The sequence below is a fragment of the Streptomyces sp. NEAU-174 genome, assembly GCF_052665095.1.
The window spans coordinates 199,193-219,738 of the sequence record NZ_JBQTCE010000003.1 but is presented as its reverse complement, the minus strand read 5'-3'; the positions used below and the strand labels follow the sequence as shown (position 1 = coordinate 219,738).

The following is a 20,546-nucleotide window of genomic DNA, read 5'->3' as shown; positions in this document are numbered from 1 at the left end:
CGGCCGCCCGGACAGGGGCAGCCTTGCCCGACATTACCTTTTCTTGACACTCTGCGGGTACGAGCAGCGTTGACCGACCTGGGAGGACGATCACGGTGCATGGGCAGGGAACGTACGCGACAACACAGAGGCTCCTGCCGGCGCGGCGTGGGCGCATCCCCTCCGGGTCGACGGCCCGCCCCGGTCGAAGAAGCGCGGTGCACGATCTGCGCGCCGGGGCGGAGGGTGGCGGCGCGGGCCCGCGTGAGCTGCGGTTTCCGGCAGGGGATGTGCTGGTCGCCTCCGGGCTGCCGGGCAGCGGCAAGAGCACCCTGATCAACCGGACGGTGCCGCTTCTGGACGAGACGGGCGCGGCCGTGATCAGGGTCGACTCGCAGAACACCCGCGAGGCGTGGGAGCGTCGGCTGCCCGGCTGGCTGCCGTACGCGCTCTACCGCCCGCTGGTCCGGTACGCCCACTACGCCGGGCTGCACCGGGCGCTGCGCTCGGGCGCGAGCGTCGTGGTGCACGACTGCGGCGCGCTGCCGTGGGTGCGCCGCTGGCTGGCCCGGGACGTGCGGCGCCGGGGCCGCGGCCTCCATATGGTGCTGCTGGACGTGGGCGCCACGGAGGCGCTGGAGGGCCAGGCCGCCCGTGGCCGCGGGGTCTCCGCCTACGCCTTCGGGCGGCATCTGCGCGCGATGCGGCGGCTGATCACCGGGATGGAGGAGGGGCGGCCGCCGCGGGGGTGCGCGTCGGCGGTGCTGCTGGACCGGCGAGGCGCGAGCGCGCTGCGCTGCATCTCCTTCGAGTGAGCGCGCCGCTCCCTCGGAGGTGGCCGGAAATCGACCATCGGCATCACACAGCGTGACGAGGGCGGGTCCGGGCGAGGTGGGGAAGTGCTGTGGAGATCGCCGCCGACCCCTCCGGCCCCGGGCCGCCCAGCGGTTAGGGTGCTTCGGGCAGGTCGGACGAGATGGCGGTTGGACGAAGATGAGCTTCCCGGAGCAGTACGGAGTGGCCCCGGCGCACGGAGGATTCCCGGACGGCGGATATGCCGCGCAACCGGCGTTTCCCGGCAATGAGCTCGAAGAGGTGATGGCCGCCTCCGTCGGCGTCCCCGGGGCCGGAGCGCGCATCGTCGAGACGCTCTCCCGCAGCCACCTCTGGATCCCGCTGCCCAACGGCGGGGGCCCGGGCAGCCCGAGCCTCGATCTGCCCACGATGGAGATCGACGGCGGCGCGTATGTCCCGGTGTTCAGCTCCGAGCAGCAGTTCCTCCAGCTCGTCGGCTCCCATATGTCCTTCACCATCGCCCCGGCCGTGGAGTTCGCCCGCGGGCTGCCGCCCCAGCTCGGCATCGCGGTGAACCCCGGCGGCGCGGTGGTCGTACCGCTGCCTCCGCCCGCCGTCCGGGAGTTGTGCCGCGCCGGGCGTACCGAGCTCGACGGTCCGGCCGCCGGTGGCCGGGTCCGGCTCTTCGAACCGGACTGGCAGGACGAGCCGGTGGACTTCCTGGCCGCCGCCGGGATCGAGTTCGCCAAGGGCACCGGGGTGCGGACCGCCCGGCGCGCCCTGGCCAGCGTCGAGGGCGACGAGCCGGCGCTCTTCGTCGGGGTGCAGCTCGACGAGCCCGACCCCGCGGGGCAGGCGCGCGCGGTGGAGGCGCTGGGCCGCGCCCTCGGTGCGGTGCCGGTGCCGTGGAAGGTTCAGCTGGTGCTGCTGGACGTGGCGCAGGGCGATCCGGTGGCCGACTGGATGCTGGGACGGGTGCGTCCGTTCTACGACCGTGACCTCTGACTCACCCCTGGGTCCGCTGCCGCGGCCCGTAAGCTGGTTTGATGACCAGGAGGGGTGCGGGCACGCTCCCCGGTGAGGTGTGGGCAAGGCGATGAGAAGGGGCGGACCCAGGTGAGCGCGGGCGCGGATTGGGGGGCGGCGGCCGGCCAGGTTGAGCGAGCGTTGCAGCAGGTCGCTCCCGGCCGGTACGACGCCTACGAGGCGCTGCTGCACGCCATCGGCGAGGGCCAGGTCTGGATGCTGCTGTGGCACGGTGCGCCCGGCTCGCCCGACGCCCAGTACGGGAACATGGACGTGGACGGCCTCGGTTACGCCCCGTGTGTGACCTCGGCGCAGGAACTGGCCGCCAGTGGCTGGAACCGCGCGCACGAGGTGGCCGACGGACGCCTCATCGCCGACTCGCTCTACCGCGACCGCTACGGCCTCTGGCTCAACCCCCACGCCCGCGGCGGTGGAGTGGGCATCCCCTGGCCGGACCTGCGCCGGATCGCGGGCGGTCTGGACCGGCTGCCCGCCGGGCCGCTGCGGCTGTCCGATCCCGCCATCGACATCCCCCAGTTCTACGCCCTGTTGGGGCAGAACGCGCATCGCACCGCCGCGGTGCGCTCGTTGCGGCGCGCCTGGGTGCAGCCCTCGCTGGGCGCCCCGTACCTGGCGATCGGCCTGGATCTGTACGACACCGGCGCGGCGGCGGTGCAGTCGGTGCGGGTGATGATGGAGCAGTCGATCACCGCGGTGCCGGACGGGCTGCCGGTCTCCACGGTCGCGCTCTCGGACGAGTACGACCCCGTCGCCATGTGGATGCGGGCCAACGCCCGCCCGTTCTTCGACCGTGACGCCTATGGCGCCGCGCCCGCCGCGCCGCCGTCGTACGGCTACGGCTATCCGCCGCCGCGTCCCGCGTACTGAAGCCACCCCGTCCCACGTATCGGGCCCACCCCGTCCCGCGTACCGGGCCCACCGCGTCCCGCGTACCGGGCCCACCCCGTCCCGCGTACCGGGCCACCCCGTCCCACGTATCGAGCCACCGGGTCCCGCCGCGCACTGAGCCGCGCACCGATTGACGGGATTGCCCGACCGGCCTTCCGCCCCAATCGGGCCGAACACACCATTACGGGCGCGAGGTTACTGCTGCGTTCTCGTGTCGCGACCGTCCGTATAGCGGAGCGGTACTCCTCACATCACGGTTAGGCATCCATTGCCCGGGAGTACTGGCGGGTGATCACAAACGCGTTGAAGACTCCCGCTCCAAGGGGTGCGGTTCCTGCGTACGACCCCTTCCAGAAAGGTTCCGTACCAGAACGCGACTTTCACCCAGGTGATGAACAAAGCCGCTACAGCGGCGAGTCGTGGGCCGGTCACCACCGGTCGAGAGGGGTCTCCACCACGATGACGGCACCATTGCACGGCACGAGCACGGACAGCGATCCGGTGGCGACTGCCGATGTAGCGGCGGATGTGGTCAAAGCGTCCGTCGAAGGCAGATCGCTGCGGCAGATCGCCTGGTCACGCCTGAAGCGGGACAAGCTCGCACTGACGGGTGGCATCGTTGTCGTCTTCCTCGTGCTGGTGGCGATCTTCGCTCCGCTCATCGTGAGTCTGCTCGGGCATCCGCCCAATGAGTTCCACCAGGAGGAGATCGACCCGCTGTTCGGCACCCCGAAGGGGTCCATGGGCGGTATCAGCTCGGACTTCCTGTTCGGTGTGGAGCCGTCCAACGGCCGCGACGTCTTCAGCCGGGTCATCTACGGCGCCCGGATCTCGCTGCTGGTGGCCTTCCTCGCGGCGGTGGTCGCGGTGGTCCTCGGCACCATCTTCGGCATCATCGCCGGATACTTCGGCGGCTGGGTGGACTCGCTGATCAGCCGGGTGATGGACATGCTGCTGGCCTTCCCGCAGCTGCTCTTCATCATCTCCCTGGTCTCGGTGCTCCCCAACGACCTGCTGGGACTGACCGGCAGCGGGGTGCGCATCGCGATCCTGGTCTCGGTCATCGGCTTCTTCGGCTGGCCGTACGTCGGCCGCATCGTGCGCGGCCAGACGCTGTCGCTGCGCGAGAAGGAGTACATCGAGGCCGCGCGGAGCCTGGGCGCCGGCCGGCGCTACATCCTCTTCCGCGAGCTGCTGCCCAACCTGGTGGCGCCGATCACCGTCTACACGACGCTCATGATCCCCACCAACATCCTCACCGAGGCCGCGCTCAGCTTCCTCGGCGCGGGCGTGAAGCCGCCCACCGCCTCCTGGGGGCAGATGCTCTCCAAGGCGGTCGGCACCTATGAGGACGATCCGATGTTCATGATCATCCCGGGTCTGGCGATCTTCGTCACGGTGCTGGCCTTCAACCTCTTCGGCGACGGCGTCCGCGACGCACTGGACCCGAAGGGCACCCGATGACGGTGCGGCACACGGCCGCCCGGTCGTACTCGAACGCAATCAGCAGCCCCTGCCACATCCGGCAGACGGCTCCCCAAGGTATTCCGCGGCGCCATGCCCAGGACCGCTCTAACCCGGAGGTTGCAGCAACTATGAAACGGCTCTCGAGAAGCAGGCGGATCGCCGGAGCGGCGGCTGTCGTCGGCGCTCTCCTGGCCACCGCCGCCTGCGGCGGTGGCAGTTCCGACGACGAGGGCTCGGGTGCCGGGTTCAACGCCGCGGTGAAGGGTGTCGCAGCCAAGTCCGCCAAGAAGGGCGGCACCCTCAAGTTCATCAACAAGCAGGAGTTCGACTCCCTCGACCCGCAGCGTCAGTACTACGGGTTCGCCTGGGACTTCTCCCGCTTCTACGCGCGCCAACTGATCTCCTACACGCCGAAGCCGGGCAACGCCGCGAACGAGCTGACCCCGGACCTCGCCACCTCCACCGGCAAGATCACCAACGGTGGCAAGACCTACACCTACACCCTGCGCGACGGGATCACCTGGGAGGACGGCTCCCCGATCACGTCCAAGGACGTCAAGTACGGCATCGAGCGCATCTGGGCCAAGGACGTCGTCTCCGGCGGCCCCGGCTATCTGCGCCAGGTCCTGGACCCCAAGGGCGAGTACAAGGGCCCGTACAAGGACAAGTCCAAGGACAAGCTGGGCCTGAAGGCGATCCAGACGCCGAACGACAAGACCATCGTCTTCAACCTCGCCAAGCCCAACGGTGACTTCGAGCAGATGCTCGCGATGCCGACCGGCTCCCCGGTGAAGGCGGACAAGGACACCGGCGCCAAGTACACCAACCGGCCGTTCTCCTCCGGTCCGTACAAGGTCCAGTCGTACACCCCGGGCAAGAGCCTGTCGCTGGTCCGCAACACCAACTGGAAGAAGGCGTCCGACCCGATCCGCCCGGCCCTGCCGGACAAGGTCACGGTCACCTTCAACTCCAACCTCGAGGCCATCGACCGGCTGCTGATCAAGGGCGACTACGACGTCTTCCTCAGCGCCACCGGTATGACCCCTTCGGGCCGTAACGACGCCCTCAAGCACAACAAGGGCAACGTCGACAACATCACCACCAGCTTCGTCCGGTACGTCGACTTCACCACCAAGGTCAAGCCGTTCGACAACATCCACTGCCGCAAGGCGGTCATCTACGGCACCGACTACAAGTCGCTCCAGACCACCCGCGGTGGCCCGCAGGCCGGTGGTGAGATCGCCACCAACATGCTCCCCAAGAGCGTGAAGGGCTCGGACAACTACGACCCGTACGGCGTCCTGAAGCGCGGTGGCAAGGCGGACGTGGCCAAGGCCAAGGACGAGCTGAAGCAGTGCGGCAAGCCGGGCGGCTTCTCCACCAGCATCGTGGCCCGCAACGACCAGCCCGCCGAGGTCGACGCCGCCGAGGCGCTCCAGGCGTCGCTGAAGAAGGTCGGCATCAACCTCAACGTGGAGCCGATCCAGGGCAGCACCTCCGCCAGCATCACCGGTTCGCCGGCGGTGATGAAGAAGCGCGGCTACGGCCTGTCCATGACCGGCTGGGGCCCGGACTTCCCCACCGGCCAGGGCTTCTCCCAGCCGCTGATCGACGGCCGGTTCATCGAGCAGACCGGTAACTACAACGTCTCCGAGACCAACAACGCGGAGATCAACAAGTACTTCGACGACGCGCTCAAGGAGACCGACCCCAACAAGGCCGGGGAGATCTACCAGAAGATGAACCACAAGGTCAGCGACCTGGCCGTGCAGATGCCGTTCATCTACGAGAAGAACATCACCTGGCGCAGCTCGCGGCTGACGAACGCCTTCTCGTCGGCGGCCTACAACGGCCGCTACGACTACTCCCAGCTGGGCGTCGTCAAGTGACGGCCGGTCACCCGATCCGCCGCACACGTTAACCATCGCCGCACCCGATAGGCCCGAAGGGCAGGTGATGGCCGCGGGCGGTGGGGGGGGGGGGGGGGTGCCCCCAAGGCCCCAGGAGCCCCCCCCCCCCCCCCCCCCCCCCTGATACCCCTCGACCGGGGTATCACGGGCCACCCCCGGGCCGCGCACAGTGCTTGCTTATCTCATCCGGCGCTTGTTCGCCGTCGTCGTGATGCTGTTGGTCGTCACCCTTACGACCTTCGCCATCTTCTTCGTGATCCCGAAGTGGGCCGGTGCCGATCCCGCGCTGCTGTTCGTCGGCAAGCAGGCCGACCCCGCGGCCATCGAGGGCATCCGGCAGAAGCTCAGCCTCGGTGATCCGGTCCTGGTGCAGTTCTGGCACTTCGTCCAGGGCCTCTTCGTCGGCCGGGACTACGCCAACGGCACGGACGTCACCCACTGCCCGGCGCCCTGCTTCGGCTACTCCTTCCGCACCGAGCAGGCGGTGTGGCCGCAGCTCACCGACGCCATGCCGGTCACCCTCTCGCTCGCCGCGGGCGCCTGTCTGCTGTGGCTGGTCGGCGGCATCACCACCGGTGTCGTCTCCGCGCTGCGCCGGGGCACCCTGTGGGACCGCTCGGCGATGACGGTCGCGCTGGCCGGTGTCTCGCTGCCGATCTACTTCACCGGTCTGCTCTCGCTGGCGATCTTCAGCTACTCGCTGAAGTGGGTCAACGTGGACTACAAGGGGTTCGGTGACGATCCGGCGATGTGGTTCGAGAGCCTGATCCTCCCGTGGATCACGCTCGCCTTCCTCTACGCGGCGATGTACGCCCGGCTCACCCGGGCCACCATGCTGGAGATCATGGGCGAGGACTACATCCGCACCGCCCGCGCCAAGGGGCTGCGGGAGCGGGTGGTCATCGGCCGGCACGCGATGCGCTCGACCTGGACCCCGGTCCTCACCCTGCTCGGCCTCGACCTGGGCGCGCTGCTGGGCGGCGCGGTCCTCACCGAGACCACCTACAACCTGCCCGGCCTCGGGCGGCTCGCGGTGAACGCGATCACCGAGAAGGACCTGCCGGTCATCCTCGGCGTCACCCTGATCGCGGCCGTCTTCATCGTGGTCGCCAACCTCGTCGTGGACCTTCTGTACGCCGTCATCGACCCGCGAGTGAGGCTCGGATGACCGACCTGACCAAGCCCTCAGGACAGCCCGGGAACGGCGATCTGCCGGCCACCGGCACCGCCGCCGTGGGCGAGGTGGCCGCGGCGGGCTCGCCCGCCCCCACCGCCTTCCTCGAGGTGCGCGATCTGCACGTCCACTTCCCGACCGACGACGGTCTGGTGAAGTCGGTGGACGGGCTCAGCTTCCGGCTGGAGAAGGGCAAGACGCTCGGCATCGTCGGCGAGTCCGGCTCCGGCAAGTCCGTCACCTCGCTCGGCATCATGGGGCTGCACACCGCGGGCCAGTACGGCCGCCGCAAGGCGCGGATCTCCGGTGAGATCTGGCTCAACGGCCAGGAGCTGCTGGGCGCCGACCCCGACGAGGTGCGCAAGCTGCGCGGCCGCGAGATGTCGATGATCTTCCAGGATCCGCTGTCCGCGCTGCACCCGTACTACACCATCGGCCGCCAGATCATCGAGGCGTACCGGGTGCACCACGAGGTCACCAAGGAGGTGGCCCGCAAGCGCGCGATCGAGCTGCTGGACCGCGTCGGCATCCCGCAGCCCGACAAGCGGGTGGACAGCTATCCGCACGAGTTCTCCGGCGGGATGCGCCAGCGCGCCATGATCGCGATGGCGCTGGTCAACAACCCCGAACTGCTGATCGCCGACGAGCCGACCACCGCCCTGGACGTCACCGTCCAGGCGCAGATCCTCGACCTCATCCGGGACCTCCAGAAGGAGTTCGGCTCCGCGGTCATCATCATCACCCATGACCTGGGCGTGGTCGCCGAGCTCGCCGACGATCTGCTGGTGATGTACGGCGGCCGCTGTGTCGAGCGCGGCCCGGCCGAGAAGGTCTTCTACGAGCCCCAGCACCCGTACACCTGGGGGCTGCTGGGCTCGATGCCCCGGATCGACCGCGACCAGACCGAGCGGCTCATCCCGGTCAAGGGCTCCCCGCCCAGCCTCATCAACGTGCCATCCGGCTGCGCCTTCCACCCCCGCTGCCCGTACGCCGATGTGCCGAAGGACAACATCACCCGCACCGAGCGGCCGGAGCTCACCGAGGCCGGGGGCGGCGGGCACTTCTCCGCGTGCCATATGACGCAGGAGGAGCGCACCCGGATCTGGACCGAAGAGATTGCGCCGAAGCTGTGACCGACACGAAGGATCCGAAGATGACGGTCCCGCAGAAGGCGACGACGTCGCCCGAGCCCCTGCTCAAGGTGTCGGGTCTGGTCAAGCACTTCCCCATCAAGAAGGGGCTGCTCCAGCGGCAGTCCGGTGCGGTCCAGGCGGTCGACGGGCTCGACTTCGACGTCCGGCCGGGGGAGACCCTGGGCGTGGTGGGCGAGTCGGGCTGCGGCAAGTCCACCATGGGGCGGCTGGTCACCCGGCTGCTCGAACCCACCTCGGGCAAGATCGAGTTCGAGGGCAAGGACATCACGCATCTCAACACGGCCCAGATGCGGCCGATGCGGCGTGACGTCCAGATGATCTTCCAGGACCCCTACTCCTCGCTGAACCCCCGGCACACCGTCGGCGCGATCGTCAGCGCGCCCTTCCGGCTCCAGGGCGTCACCCCCGAGGGCGGGATCAAGGCGGAGGTCCAGCGGCTGCTGGCGCTGGTCGGGCTCAACCCCGAGCACTACAACCGCTATCCGCACGAGTTCTCCGGCGGCCAGCGGCAGCGCATCGGCATCGCCCGGGCGCTGGCCCTCAAGCCCAAGCTGGTCGTGGCCGACGAGCCGGTCTCGGCGCTGGATGTGTCGATCCAGGCGCAGGTGGTCAACCTGCTGGACGACCTCCAGGACGAGCTGGGTCTGACGTACGTGATCATCGCGCACGACCTGTCGGTCATCCGGCATGTCTCGGACCGGATCGCGGTGATGTACCTGGGGAAGATCGTCGAGCTGGCGGACCGCAAGGACCTCTACGAGCGCCCCATGCACCCGTACACCAAGGCGCTGCTGTCCGCGGTGCCGGTGCCGGACCCCAGGCGGCGCGCCAAGCGGGAGCGGATCCTGCTCACGGGCGATGTGCCCTCGCCGATCGCCCCGCCCTCCGGCTGCCGCTTCCACACCCGGTGCTGGAAGGCGACCGAGGTGTGCAAGAGCCAGGAGCCGCCGCTGGTGTCGCTGGCCACCGGCCACCAGGTGGCCTGCCACCACCCGGAAAACGCAGCCGACCAGGCACCGGGGGAGAAGCCCAGGCCTGCGTCGGCACAGAAGGTGACGAAGAAGACCGACAGCTGAGACGGGACGGGGTCCGGACGGGGACCGTGGGCCTTCGCGGATAACAATGTCGCGTGCCCATCGAACTGTTCACCCCGTCCGTCCAGCACGCCCTGGAAGTCGCCGGGATCTTCGTCTTCGCGATATCCGGCGCGCTGCTCGCCGTGCGGAAGAACTTCGATGTCTTCGGCATGGCGGTGCTCGCCGAGGTCACCGCGCTGGGCGGCGGTGTCTTCCGTGACCTGGTGATCGGCGCGGTGCCGCCCATCGCCTTCACCGACCTCGGCTACTTCCTCACCCCGCTCGTCGCCACCGGCATCGTCTTCTTCCTCCACCCCGAGGTCGAGCGGATCACGGCGGCGGTCGGGGTCTTCGACGCGGCCGGGCTGGGGCTGTTCTGCGTCGAGGGCACGATGAAGGCGCATGACTTCGGGCTCGGCCTCACCTCGTCCGTCACCCTCGGCATGGCCACGGCGGTCGGCGGCGGTGTGCTGCGCGACCTCCTCGCCCATGAGGCGCCCTCGCTGCTGCGCTGGGACCGGGATCTGTACGCCGTCCCGGCCATCGTCGGCTCCTCGATAGCGGCCCTGCTGCTCCATTTCGACGCCCTTACGGCGGCCACGAGCGCGCTCGCGGCCGCCGTGGCGTTTGTGGTGCGGCTGGCGGCGATGCGGTTCGGCTGGCGGGCGCCGAGGGCGTGGAACCGGCGCAGTACGGCGACGGAGGAGCCCTGAGGGGTGCTCGTTCCGTACCCGGGGGCTTGCATTCCCTTGCGGTTATATAGCCGGGGCGTTATGTTGAGGTCATGGCCATACCGTTCGATGTGCTCGCGGAGCCGAGTCGACGGCAGATCCTGGACCTCCTGCTGGAGCGGCCCCGCCTGGTCGGTGAGCTGACCGAGCACCTGGGGCTCACCCAGCCGGGCACCTCCAAGCACCTGCGGGTGCTGCGCGAGGCCGGTCTGGTGCGGGTCCGCCGGGACGCCCAGCGCCGCTGGTACGAGCTCTGCCCGGAGCCGCTCGCCGAGGTGGACGCCTGGCTGGCGCCGTACCGTCGGCTGTGGACCGACCGTCTCGACGCGCTCGAACGACACCTGGACACGATGCCGGAGCTCCCCGGGACGACCGGCGAACCCGAGCCACACGACGTACGCGACGCACCCCCCGACGCCCCCCTCGACGCACTACCCGACGCATCCGACGGAGAAGCGCCATGAAAGACACCCTCGCCCAGTCCGACGGCGGCCGCTCGGCGCTGCGCCTGGAGCGCCGGCTCGCCCACCCCCCGGAGAAGGTCTGGCGGGCGCTCACCGAGCCAGCCCAGCTCGCCCACTGGTTCCCCTCCGAGGTCCAGGTCGAGCTCGAGGTCGGGGGCCGGATGGGCTTCGTCTTCCCCGGGCGCGAGGGCCCGGACATGGACGGCGTCGTCACCGAGCTCGACCCGCCCCATGTCTTCGCCTTCACCTGGGGCGAGGACGAGCTCCGCTGGGAGCTGCGCCCCGAGGGCGACGGCTCCGTGCTGACCCTCACCCACACCTTCGGCGACCGCTTCGGCGCGGCCAGCTTCGCCTCCGGCTGGCACGCCTGCATCACGGGTCTCGCGGCCCTGCTCGGCGGTGAGGAGGTGGCCCACGGCGACATGGCCGAGCTGCACGAGCAGTACGTCGAGGCGTTCGGGCTCGCCGAGGGCACGGTGGAGACCACCGAGGACGGCGGCTGGCGGCTGCGCTTCGAGCGCCAGCTGGTCCGCCCCGCCGAGACGGCCTGGCGGGCGCTGACCGGCCCGGCCGCCGACACCACCGCCGACTCCACCGCCGAACCGGCGGCCGGGGCGCCGGTCCCCCCGGGCTTCCGCACGGACGCGGTCCCGGCGGGCCCGATCACCGAGGCGCGCCCGCCCCGGGTGCTCACCTACGACTGGGAACGCGGCGGCCACCCCGTCGGAACGGTCCGCTGGGAACTCACCGAAGGCACCGGCCACGGCGCCCGCCTCATCCTCACCCAAACGGGCCCGCCGGACGCGGCCGCGGAGCGCACCGAAGCCCAAAATTCCTGGCGCCACCACATCGGCCGACTGGCCGCGGAATTGCTCCGCATGAGCACATGAACCAATCCAGCCCGTCCGGCGTTTGAGGACCGGGGTCTGGGGCGGAGCCTCCCACGCGGCGGAGCCGCATATCGTCAGGTGTCGGGAAGGGGCGGGGTGGGGGAGCAACCGCCGTAGGCGCCCCCTCAGCCCTCGCCGAGGAACCCGCCGAGCACAGCCGTGAGCTCCGCAGGCGCATCCTCCTGCACCAGATGCCCCGCCCCCTCGATCAGCCGAAGCCGCGCCCCCGGAATCCGAGCGGCCAGCTCATCCGCATGCGCCACCGGAATCCACGCGTCCTCCGTGCCCCAGCACACCAGCACCGGAGGCTCAACCTCCGCGTACCGCCCCTCGATCTCATCGATGAACCGCTGATCGTTCTGCGCGATCTGCCGGTAGAACGCGGGCTGCCCCGACTCACCACACCACGGTTCGACGAGCCGCTCCCACACCGCCGGGTGCAGCCCCGGCCCGCCGGTCGACCCGATGTACTCCCGCACCAGTGCCCGGTGCAGCGCCGGTGGAAGCTGCTCGAACACCTCGGCGTGACCGCCGAAGAGCTGATAGGCGGCGGAGCCGAAGGGCGGAAGGGCCACCGGATCGACCAGCGCCAGCCGGCGATACCTCGCGCCGTGCAGCAGATGCGCGCGCAGGGCGACGCAGCCGCCGAAGTCATGGGCGACGACGGCCGGTTCCGCCCCCTCCCCGGTCAGCCCCCACTCCTCGAGCAGCTCACCGAAGACCCGGCCCTGGGCGGCCAGCGAGACGTCCTGGTCAGCCCGCTTCTCGGAGGCCCCATAGCCCGGCATGTCCCACACGAACACCCGGTACCGGCCGGCCAGCGCACGGGCGACGCCCCGCCATACGTACGACGAGAACGGCGTGCCGTGCAGCAGCACGACCGGGGGCGCGTCCGGCGCGCCGAACTCGGCCCAGCGGACCTCGCCGGAGGAGCTGAGGCAGGTGCGGTCCAGGTCCCATTCGGTCTTCTCGGTCTTCCACCCAGTGTCTGTCATGAGTAAAACCGTAGACACTCCTTACCGCCCCTGTCGAGGGGTCCTCGCGAACCCATGAGAGATCCGCAGGCCGTGCACCCGGTACGCAGCCCCGCATCGCCTCGTAGAATCGAGGCCACCATGGTTTACCTCGACCACGCCGCCACCACTCCGATGCTCCCGGAGGCGGTGCAGGCGATGACCGCCCAGCTCGCCGCCACGGGCAACGCCTCCTCGCTGCACGCCGCCGGCCGGCGTGCCCGCCGTACCGTCGAGGAGTCGCGCGAATCCCTGGCCGCCTCGCTGGGCGCCCGCCCGAGCGAGGTCGTCTTCACCGCCGGGGGGACCGAGGCCGACAATCTCGCGGTCAAGGGGCTCTACTGGTCCCGCAGGGACGCCGACCCGGCCCGCGTCCGGCTGCTCGCCAGCCCCGTGGAGCACCACGCCGTGCTCGACGCGGTCGACTGGCTCGCCGAGCACGAGGGCGCGCGGGTCGAATGGCTGCCGGTCGACTCCCTCGGCCGGGTCCACCCCGAGGCGCTGCGCGAGGCGATCGCCCGCGACCCCTCGGACGTCGCCCTCGCCACCGTCATGTGGGCCAACAACGAGATCGGCACCATCCAGCCGGTCCATGAACTCGCCGCCACCGCCGCCGAATTCGGCGTTCCGCTGCATGCCGACGCGGTCCAGGCGTTCGGCCAGACCGAGGTCGACTTCGCCGCCTCGGGGCTGGCCGCGATGACCGTGAGCGGCCACAAGATAGGCGGTCCCTACGGCATCGGCGCGCTGCTCCTCGGCCGTGAGCACACCCCCGTGCCCGTGCTGCACGGCGGCGGCCAGGAGCGCCAGGTGCGCTCCGGGACGCTCGACACCCCGGCCATCGCCGCCTTCGCCGTGGCCGGTGCGCATGCCGCCGAGCATCGCGAGGAGTTCGCCCGTGAGATCGGCGCCCTGCGCGACACGCTGATCACGGCCGTCCGTACGGCCGTGCCCGACGCGGTTCTCGGCGGCGACCCCGACCCGGCGGGCCGGCTCCCCGCCAATGCCCACTTCTCCTTCCCCGGCTGCGAGGGCGATTCGCTGCTTCTGCTGCTGGACGCGCAGGGCATCGAATGCTCGACGGGCTCGGCCTGCACGGCCGGTGTCGCCCAGCCCAGCCATGTGGTCCTGGCCACGGGCAGCGACCCCGAGCTGGCCCGGGGCACCCTGCGCTTCTCGTTCGGCCACACCTCGACCAAGGCCGATGTGGAGGCCGTAGCGGAGGCGATCGGCCCGGCGGTGGAACGGGCGCGCGGGGCGGGGCTCAGCTGACGGCCGCGCCGATGCCTCAGCTGACGGCCGCGCCGACGGCCCCCGCCCGGACCGCCTCATCATCACCACGGAATTCGAATTGTTCCTGCGGCCATTTCACATAACCTACGGAACATCAATCTCCGCTTGAAATGGCGGAGAGCCGTGGGAAAGGATTTACCCGTCAATGAGACCTGTCATGCGGGATACGCACACAGGTTTTCTTCACGGGGAAATCCAGGAGTTCATCGATGTCGCAGCCTTCGCTGCCGCCGCACCACCAGCCGTCGCACCAGCCCCCGCAGCCGCGGGGGGTGCGGCGGCCGCCGTCGCGGGGGTGGCGCTCCAAGCCCGCACTGAAGCTGATCGCGGGCGGGGTCCTCGCGGCCGCCCTGGTGAGCGGCTGCGGGTCCGGGGATGACGACGGCGGCGAGAGCGGGGGCTCGTCCAAGGGCGCCCAGGCGAAGACGCTGGGCAAGGTCGCCATGCCGAAGGTCGGCAAGGAGGCCAACACCATGGGCACCTGGGTGACGGACTCGACCTTTGTGAAGGGCGACGTCAACAAGCTCGTCGGCTACTCGCTCGACGGCGCCAAGTCCAAGTGGCGGATTCCGCTCGGCGGACAGCTCTGCTGGGCCTCCCCGCATATGACCAAGGACGGTCTGACCGCGATCCTGTTCCGGGACGGCGCGGGCGAGGACGCCCTGTGCACCAAGGTCGGTCTTGTCGACCTGAAGAAGGGCGAGCTGGTCTGGCAGAAGGAGGGGTCGGACAGCGAGGGCAACGCCGGGGTGCAGTTCGACGAGGTCACCATCGGCGGTGGCACCGTGGCCGCGGGCGGCACCGGCGGCGGGGGAGCCTGGTCGCTCGACGGCAAGCCGCTGTGGAAGCCCGCGTACCTCGCGGACTGCGACGACGACGGCTACGCGGGCGGCGATGACAAGATCGTCGCGATCCGGAGCTGCGACACCGGGGACTCCAGCACCAAGCGGCTGGAGGTCCAGACGGTCGACCCCAGGACCCGCGACGTGAAGTCCAGCTACAAACTGGACGAGAAGGTCGAGTACGCGCATGTGATCTCCACCGCGCCGCTCGTCGTGGCCGTCGACACCGGCGACTCGGACGCCGGGACCGGCACCACGGACATCCTGACCATCGACGACAGCGGCAAGCAGGGCAAGCTGCTCAGCACGATCGACGTCCTGGCCAAGGGGTACCAGCCCAACTGCCCGGCCACGAGCGTGGAGGGCTGCACCGAACTCGCCCTCGACAAGGCGAGCAGCACCCTCTACCTCTCCTCGGAGGTGGACGTGGACCACGGTGGCCCGGGGGAGCGGATCTCCGGTCTGAACCTGAAGACCGGCAAGGAGACCGGGAAGACGAAGATGGCGGAGAGCCGGTCGCTGATCCCCGTCCAGACCGATGACGACGGCTCCCTGATCGCCTATCTGGGCTCCATGTACAGCGAGGCCGGCGGGGTCGTGCGCATCGATCCCAAGACGTTCGCGATGGACACGCTCCAGACCCACCCGGACGACATGAAGGACGTGGAGTCCGACATGGACACCTACGGCGAGTGCATCATGATCTACAAGGGCAAGAAGCTCTACATCGGCGACAACAAGGCTGCCAGGCCCACCGCCGACAGCTCGGCCCGTCCGCTCGCCATCGTCTTCGGAGCCTGAGCCAGGTCCGCCTGAACCAGATCCGTCACTTCGCCGCCCGTGCCACGCGCACCGCTCGCACCAGCCGTATATAGCGGTCCCAGTCCCAGTGGCGGCCGGGGTCGGTGTGATCGGTGCCCGGCACCTCCACATGGCCGACGATGTGCTCACGGTCCCGGGGGATGTCGTACCGCTCGCAGATCGAGGCGGTGAGCCGTGCCGAGGCGCGGTACATCGCGTCCGTGAACGAGCTCGGCTCGCTCACGAACCCCTCGTGCTCGATGCCGATACTGCGCTCGTTGTACGAGCGGTTGCCCGCGTGGAACGCCACGTCGAGCTCCCGGACCAGCTGCGCGATATGCCCGTCGCGGCGCACCACATAGTGCGCCGCGGCGCGGTGTCCGGGGTCCTTGAAGACCCGCACCGCGTCGTCGAAGCTGCCCTGGACCACATGGATCACCACCCGGTCGATGACGTAGTCGTCCGGGCGGTCCGCCCACCGCCAGTTCGCGCCCGAGGCCGGGATCCACTCCGCGCCCGGCTGATCGACCGCTCCCGCCTTGCGGGGCTTGTCGACACCGGGCAGCCGCCACCACATCCGGGCCAGCTCGTCCCGCGCGGCATAGGCCGCGACACCCGCGCCGAGACCGGCCGCCGAGCCGCCGATCAGGAGGGTGCGCCTGTTGACGCGGCGTCCACCGCCGGTCGTGGTCTCGCTCACGGAACGCTCAACGCGCGGGGGAGGGCGTCCGGTTCCGGCCGCCGGGATCATGGCGCGAACCCTTCGTTCCGGGTGATGGCCCTCTGGCCGTCCGGGTAGATGAACGTTGAACTGTCTCTGAGCCGACTCCAGGCTTCCGTACCGTGGAACGTGCCCGCTGGAATGTGTCCATCCGCTCAATGAGGAGCTGACGGTATGCGCATCGGATTCGCCCTTCCCCAGTTCGGTCCGCTCGCCCACCACCCCGAGGACATCGCGCGGTTCGCGCGCCAGGCCGAGGAGCTCGGCGCGGACAGCCTATGGGTCGGGGACCGCCTGCTCGCCCCGGTCGACCCGATCGTCGGCTACGCGGGCACCGATGTGATCCCGCCCGAATTCCGCGCCGCGCTCGACCCCTTCGCGGTGCTGGCCACCGCCGCCGCGGCCACCGAGCGGGTCGGGCTCGGCACCGATGTCATCAACGCCCCCTGGTACCCGCCCGCGCTGCTCGCCCGCTCCCTCACCACCGTCGATCTGCTGAGCGCGGGCCGACTGCTGGTCGGGCTCGGCACCGGCTGGTCGCCCGAGGAGTACGAGGCGGTGGACGTCCCCATGGCCGAGCGCGGCCGTCGCCTCGACGAATGCCTCGACGCCCTGGACGCCTGGTGGACCAGGAACCCGGTCGAGTACCGCGGGGACCACTGGACCGTGCCCGCCTCCCATGTGGACCTCAAACCGGCCTCGCGCCCCCGCCCGCCCGTCTACCTCGCCGCCTTCGCGCCCGCGGCCATGCGCCGGGTGGCCCGGCGCGCCGACGGCTGGCTGCCCATCGCGGTCGTCCCCGCCGCGTCCGGAGCGCCCGACCCCGTCGCCGACCTCGCCGAGCGGCTGCCCGGGGTGCGCGAAGCGGTCGAGCGGGAGGGCCGGGACCCGGCCGCGTTCGACGCGATCCTGCGCGTCAACCCCAGCGCCGACGCCTCCGTGGACGACATCGCGACGACCCTGGTCCGGGCCGAGCGGGAGGCGGGCATCCAGCACGCCTTCGTCGACCTGATCTACCTCGGCAAGGACGCCGACCAGGCCCTGGACCTCGTCCAGCGGGTGCTGGAGCGGGCGCGGGCGAGCTGAGCGGGGCGGTGGCCGGCCGCTCCCTGCCCATTTAGCCGTTGCGTACGTGCCGACTTATGCTGGCCGGGTTATGACTGACTTCCCCGGTGCGCCCACAGGTCCCCGCGACGGCCGTCGGCTGCGCGTCCTCGCCGCCATGTCCGGCGGTGTGGACTCCGCGGTCGCCGCCGCGCGGGCGGCCGAGGCGGGCCACGATGTGACCGGTGTCCATCTCGCGCTCTCCGCCAACCCGCAGTCGTTCCGCACCGGCGCCCGTGGCTGTTGCACCATCGAGGACTCGCGGGACGCCCGGCGGGCCGCCGATGTGATCGGGATCCCCTTCTATGTGTGGGACCTCGCCGAGCGCTTCCGTGAGGACGTGGTCGAGGACTTCATCGCCGAGTACGAGGCGGGCCGCACCCCCAATCCGTGTCTGCGCTGCAACGAGAAGATCAAGTTCGCCGCGCTGCTGGACAAGGCGCTCGCCCTCGGCTTCGACGCCGTCTGCACCGGCCACTACGCCACGGTCGTGGAGCGCGAGGACGGCTCGCGCGAGCTGCACCGCGCCAGCGACATGGCCAAGGACCAGTCCTATGTCCTCGGTGTGCTCGACGAGCGCCAGCTCGCCCATGCGATGTTCCCCCTCGGCGACACCCTGACCACCAAGGACGAGATCCGCGCGGAGGCGGAGCGGCGGGGCCTGGCCGTGGCCAAGAAGCCCGACAGCCATGACATCTGCTTCATCGCCGACGGCGACACCCAGGGTTTCCTGGCCCGGCACCTCGGCAGGGCCGAGGGCGACATCGTCGACGAGGACGGGCACCGGCTGGGCACCCACGAGGGCGCGTACGGCTTCACCATCGGCCAGCGCAAGGGGCTGCGCATCGGCCATCCGGCGCCCGACGGCAAGCCGCGCTATGTGCTGGACATCTCCCCGGTGGACAACACGGTCACGGTCGGCCCCGTCGAGGCCCTGGACGTGGCCGCCCTCACCGCCATCAAGCCGCGCTGGTGCGGGGCCCCTCCGATGGGCCCGGGCACGTACACCGCCCAGCTGCGCGCACATGGTGGCGAAACCGAGGTGATGGCCGAGCGAATCGGGGAAACCGAGCTGCGGGTGACCTTCACCGAGCCGGTGCGGGGCGTGGCGCCCGGGCAGGCGATCGTGCTCTACGACGGCACCCGGGTGGTCGGCTCCGCGACCATCGCCGCGACCGAGCGGGCCCAGCCGGTCGCCTCGTAGACCCCGGGCCCTCCGGGTGGATATCCGCTTTTGGTGAAAAAGAAGCCAAAAGTCAGGATTGGGTGGTTGATCTCCGTTTGGTGCGATCAGTTTCTCTGAATTTAACGTGGGCCCGGCCATTCCGGTGGCATGCGCCACGTGAATCTGGGAATGCGCCCCGCGGACACGGGTGCCGTGGTCCGCTGTCTCAGCACCGGAGGTTCCGTTATTTCTGCGCAACCTGTACAGAAATTTGGCGACAATCCAGTTGATGTCAGGGACACTGATCACTACACAGAGGAGTACGTACCCAGCTTCGTCGAAAAGTGGGACTCGCTGATCGACTGGGACCGGAGGGCGGACAGCGAGGGCACGTTCTTCATCGACCTGCTGCGCGAGCGCGGCGTCAAGAAGGTCCTGGACGTGGCCACCGGGACCGGCTTCCACTCGGTCAGGCTGCTCGAGGCCGGATTCGAGGCCGTGAGCGCCGACGGCAGTGCCGAGATGCTCGCCCAGGCATTCTCCAACGGGCTCAAGCACGGTGACCACATCCTCCGCGTCGTCCAGGCCGACTGGCGCTGGCTCAACCGCGACGCCCACGGCGAGTACGACGCCATCGTCTGCCTCGGGAACTCCTTCACGCATCTGTTCTCCGAGCGTGACCGGCGCAAGGCGCTGGCGGAGTTCTACGCCATGCTCAAGCACGACGGAATCCTGATCCTGGATCACCGCAACTACGACGCGATCCTCGATCGCGGCTACAGCAGCAAGCATGTGTACTACTACTGCGGAGAAGACGTCGCCGTCGAACCGGAGTACGTGGACGAGGGGCTGGTGCGCATGCGCTACAGCTTCCCCGACGAATCCGTCTACCACCTCAACATGTTTCCGCTGCGCAAGGACTACACGCGCAGGCTGATGGAGGAGGTCGGCTTCCAGCGGATCGAGACCTACGGCGACTTCCAGCACACCTACCGGGAGGAGCGGCCCGACTTCTTCATTCACGTCGCGGAGAAGGAATACCGCACGACGGAGGCGCCGGTCGGGCCGATCGGTTCGGTCACGGCGAACGGGGAGTATTCGGGAGCCGTGGGCACCGCCCGCGACTACTACAACTCCGCGGACGCCGACGCCTTCTACTGGAGTGTCTGGGGCGGCGAGGACATCCACATCGGCATCTACGACCGGCCCGACGAGCCGATCGCCGAGGCCAGCAGGCGCACCGTGGCCCGTATGGCCGGGCAGCTGGACCTCACCGAGTCCTCCGTCGTCCTCGACCTCGGAGCGGGCTTCGGCGGCTCGGCGCGCTATCTGGCCGAGACGTACGGCTGCCGCGTCAAGGCGCTCAACCTCAGCGAGGTGGAGAACGAGCGGCATCGCGCGCTGAACGCCGAGCGCGGGCTGACCGAGGCCATCGAGGTGATGGACGGCTCCTTCGAGTCCATCCCGCTGCCGGACGACAGCGTCGACGTCGTCTGGTCCCAGGACGCGTTCCTGCACAGCGGCAACCGGGCCCGCCCCCTGGAGGAGGCCGCCCGCGTGCTGCGCCCCGGCGGTCACCTCATCTTCACCGACCCCATGGCGGCCGACGGCTGCCCCGCCGAAACCCTCCGCCCCATCCTGGATCGCATCCATCTGGAGACCATGGGGTCGCCCGAGTTCTACCGCCATGAACTGGCGCGGCTCGGCTTCATCGAGGTCGGCGGCGGCTTCCAGGAGCACCGCGAGCAGCTGATCACCCACTACGCCCGGGTCCTGGAGGAAACCCGGCGCCAGGAGGCGAACGGTCTGACGGAGCAGGTCAGCGCCGACTACCTCACCCATATGAAGAAGGGGCTGAGCAACTGGGTCGAGGGCGGCAGAAACCGCCATGTGACCTGGGGCATCTTCCACTTCACCCGCTGATCCCCGGTCCCTGATCGCCGACGCCTGACCCCATGGGGTGGCCGGTGGCGGGTTCGACACCCGCTACCGGCCACCCGGGGCCGGGGGGCTTTCTCGTCCGACACTCGGG

General features: G+C 70.0%; 17 protein-coding genes and 1 pseudogene. 16 read left to right on the top strand and 2 right to left on the bottom strand.

From position 1 onward, the window contains the following. Positions 1–89: 89 nt before the first annotated feature. From ACT2CW_RS10355 to ACT2CW_RS10305, 11 genes and pseudogenes are all read left to right on the top strand, one after another. The gene (locus tag ACT2CW_RS10355) at positions 90–794 is read left to right on the top strand and encodes an AAA family ATPase (RefSeq protein WP_445516659.1); all 705 of its coding nucleotides are present in this window, start codon (positions 90–92) and stop codon (positions 792–794) included. 178 nt (positions 795–972) lie between these two features. Further along, positions 973–1,779 (top strand): enhanced serine sensitivity protein SseB, encoded by an 807-nt coding sequence (locus ACT2CW_RS10350; RefSeq protein ID WP_445516340.1) that lies wholly within the window; start codon positions 973–975, stop codon positions 1,777–1,779. A 111-nt stretch (positions 1,780–1,890) separates the two neighbouring features. Then, positions 1,891–2,688 carry an enhanced serine sensitivity protein SseB C-terminal domain-containing protein gene (locus ACT2CW_RS10345; protein ID WP_138917393.1) on the top strand — a complete coding sequence of 266 codons (798 nt, stop codon included), beginning with the start codon at positions 1,891–1,893 and terminating at the stop codon, positions 2,686–2,688. Positions 2,689–3,168: 480 nt separating this feature from the next. After that, positions 3,169–4,173: an ABC transporter permease gene (locus tag ACT2CW_RS10340; protein ID WP_164431723.1), complete on the top strand. Its 1,005-nt coding sequence runs from the start codon at positions 3,169–3,171 to the stop codon at positions 4,171–4,173. 131 nt (positions 4,174–4,304) lie between these two features. Beyond that, positions 4,305–6,065 (top strand): ABC transporter substrate-binding protein, encoded by a 1,761-nt coding sequence (locus ACT2CW_RS10335; protein WP_445516339.1) that lies wholly within the window; start codon positions 4,305–4,307, stop codon positions 6,063–6,065. Between the two features lie 214 nt (positions 6,066–6,279). Continuing rightward, positions 6,280–7,254, top strand: coding sequence for an ABC transporter permease (locus ACT2CW_RS10330; protein WP_138917391.1), 975 nt, complete (start codon positions 6,280–6,282; stop codon positions 7,252–7,254). Further along, positions 7,251–8,393, top strand: a complete 1,143-nt coding sequence (locus ACT2CW_RS10325) for an ABC transporter ATP-binding protein (RefSeq protein WP_037960854.1) — start codon at positions 7,251–7,253, stop codon at positions 8,391–8,393. The genes ACT2CW_RS10330 and ACT2CW_RS10325 overlap by 4 nt, the downstream gene beginning before the upstream one ends. Before the next feature lie 20 nt (positions 8,394–8,413). Further along, positions 8,414–9,490, top strand: coding sequence for an ABC transporter ATP-binding protein (locus ACT2CW_RS10320; protein WP_445516338.1), 1,077 nt, complete (start codon positions 8,414–8,416; stop codon positions 9,488–9,490). Positions 9,491–9,543: 53 nt separating this feature from the next. Continuing rightward, positions 9,544–10,203, top strand: coding sequence for a trimeric intracellular cation channel family protein (locus ACT2CW_RS10315; protein ID WP_086885102.1), 660 nt, complete (start codon positions 9,544–9,546; stop codon positions 10,201–10,203). Between the two features lie 71 nt (positions 10,204–10,274). Then, positions 10,275–10,586 (top strand): annotated as a pseudogene (locus tag ACT2CW_RS10310) (ArsR/SmtB family transcription factor); the annotation flags it as partial. 95 nt (positions 10,587–10,681) lie between these two features. Then, positions 10,682–11,575: an SRPBCC family protein gene (locus tag ACT2CW_RS10305; protein ID WP_445516337.1), complete on the top strand. Its 894-nt coding sequence runs from the start codon at positions 10,682–10,684 to the stop codon at positions 11,573–11,575. A 125-nt stretch (positions 11,576–11,700) separates the two neighbouring features. On the opposite strand, the gene ACT2CW_RS10300 is transcribed toward ACT2CW_RS10305, so the two are convergent. Beyond that, positions 11,701–12,570 (bottom strand): alpha/beta fold hydrolase, encoded by an 870-nt coding sequence (locus ACT2CW_RS10300; RefSeq protein ID WP_445516336.1) that lies wholly within the window; start codon positions 12,568–12,570, stop codon positions 11,701–11,703. 120 nt (positions 12,571–12,690) lie between these two features. Between ACT2CW_RS10300 and ACT2CW_RS10295 the strand changes: the two genes are divergently transcribed. Both ACT2CW_RS10295 and ACT2CW_RS10290 read left to right on the top strand, forming a co-directional pair. Next, positions 12,691–13,860, top strand: coding sequence for a cysteine desulfurase family protein (locus ACT2CW_RS10295; protein WP_164431711.1), 1,170 nt, complete (start codon positions 12,691–12,693; stop codon positions 13,858–13,860). Positions 13,861–14,090: 230 nt separating this feature from the next. Further along, entirely contained in the window at positions 14,091–15,524 is a 1,434-nt protein-coding gene (locus ACT2CW_RS10290; RefSeq protein ID WP_445516335.1) for a hypothetical protein, read from the top strand. Positions 15,525–15,549: 25 nt separating this feature from the next. Here the strand turns inward: ACT2CW_RS10290 and ACT2CW_RS10285 are convergent, their stop codons facing one another. Next, positions 15,550–16,224 (bottom strand): N-acetylmuramoyl-L-alanine amidase, encoded by a 675-nt coding sequence (locus ACT2CW_RS10285; protein ID WP_445516334.1) that lies wholly within the window; start codon positions 16,222–16,224, stop codon positions 15,550–15,552. 195 nt (positions 16,225–16,419) lie between these two features. Here ACT2CW_RS10285 and ACT2CW_RS10280 point away from each other — a divergent pair, with 195 nt between their 5' ends. The 3 genes from ACT2CW_RS10280 (at position 16,420) to ACT2CW_RS10270 (ending at position 20,437) form a co-directional block, all read left to right on the top strand. Continuing rightward, a complete protein-coding gene (locus ACT2CW_RS10280; protein WP_182470809.1) occupies positions 16,420–17,331 on the top strand; it encodes a TIGR03619 family F420-dependent LLM class oxidoreductase in 912 nt (303 codons plus the stop codon). A gap of 70 nt (positions 17,332–17,401) precedes the next feature. After that, positions 17,402–18,553, top strand: coding sequence for a tRNA 2-thiouridine(34) synthase MnmA (gene mnmA, locus ACT2CW_RS10275; protein ID WP_445516333.1), 1,152 nt, complete (start codon positions 17,402–17,404; stop codon positions 18,551–18,553). A gap of 129 nt (positions 18,554–18,682) precedes the next feature. Continuing rightward, positions 18,683–20,437: a glycine/sarcosine N-methyltransferase gene (locus ACT2CW_RS10270; protein WP_445516332.1), complete on the top strand. Its 1,755-nt coding sequence runs from the start codon at positions 18,683–18,685 to the stop codon at positions 20,435–20,437. Positions 20,438–20,546: the final 109 nt, after the last annotated feature.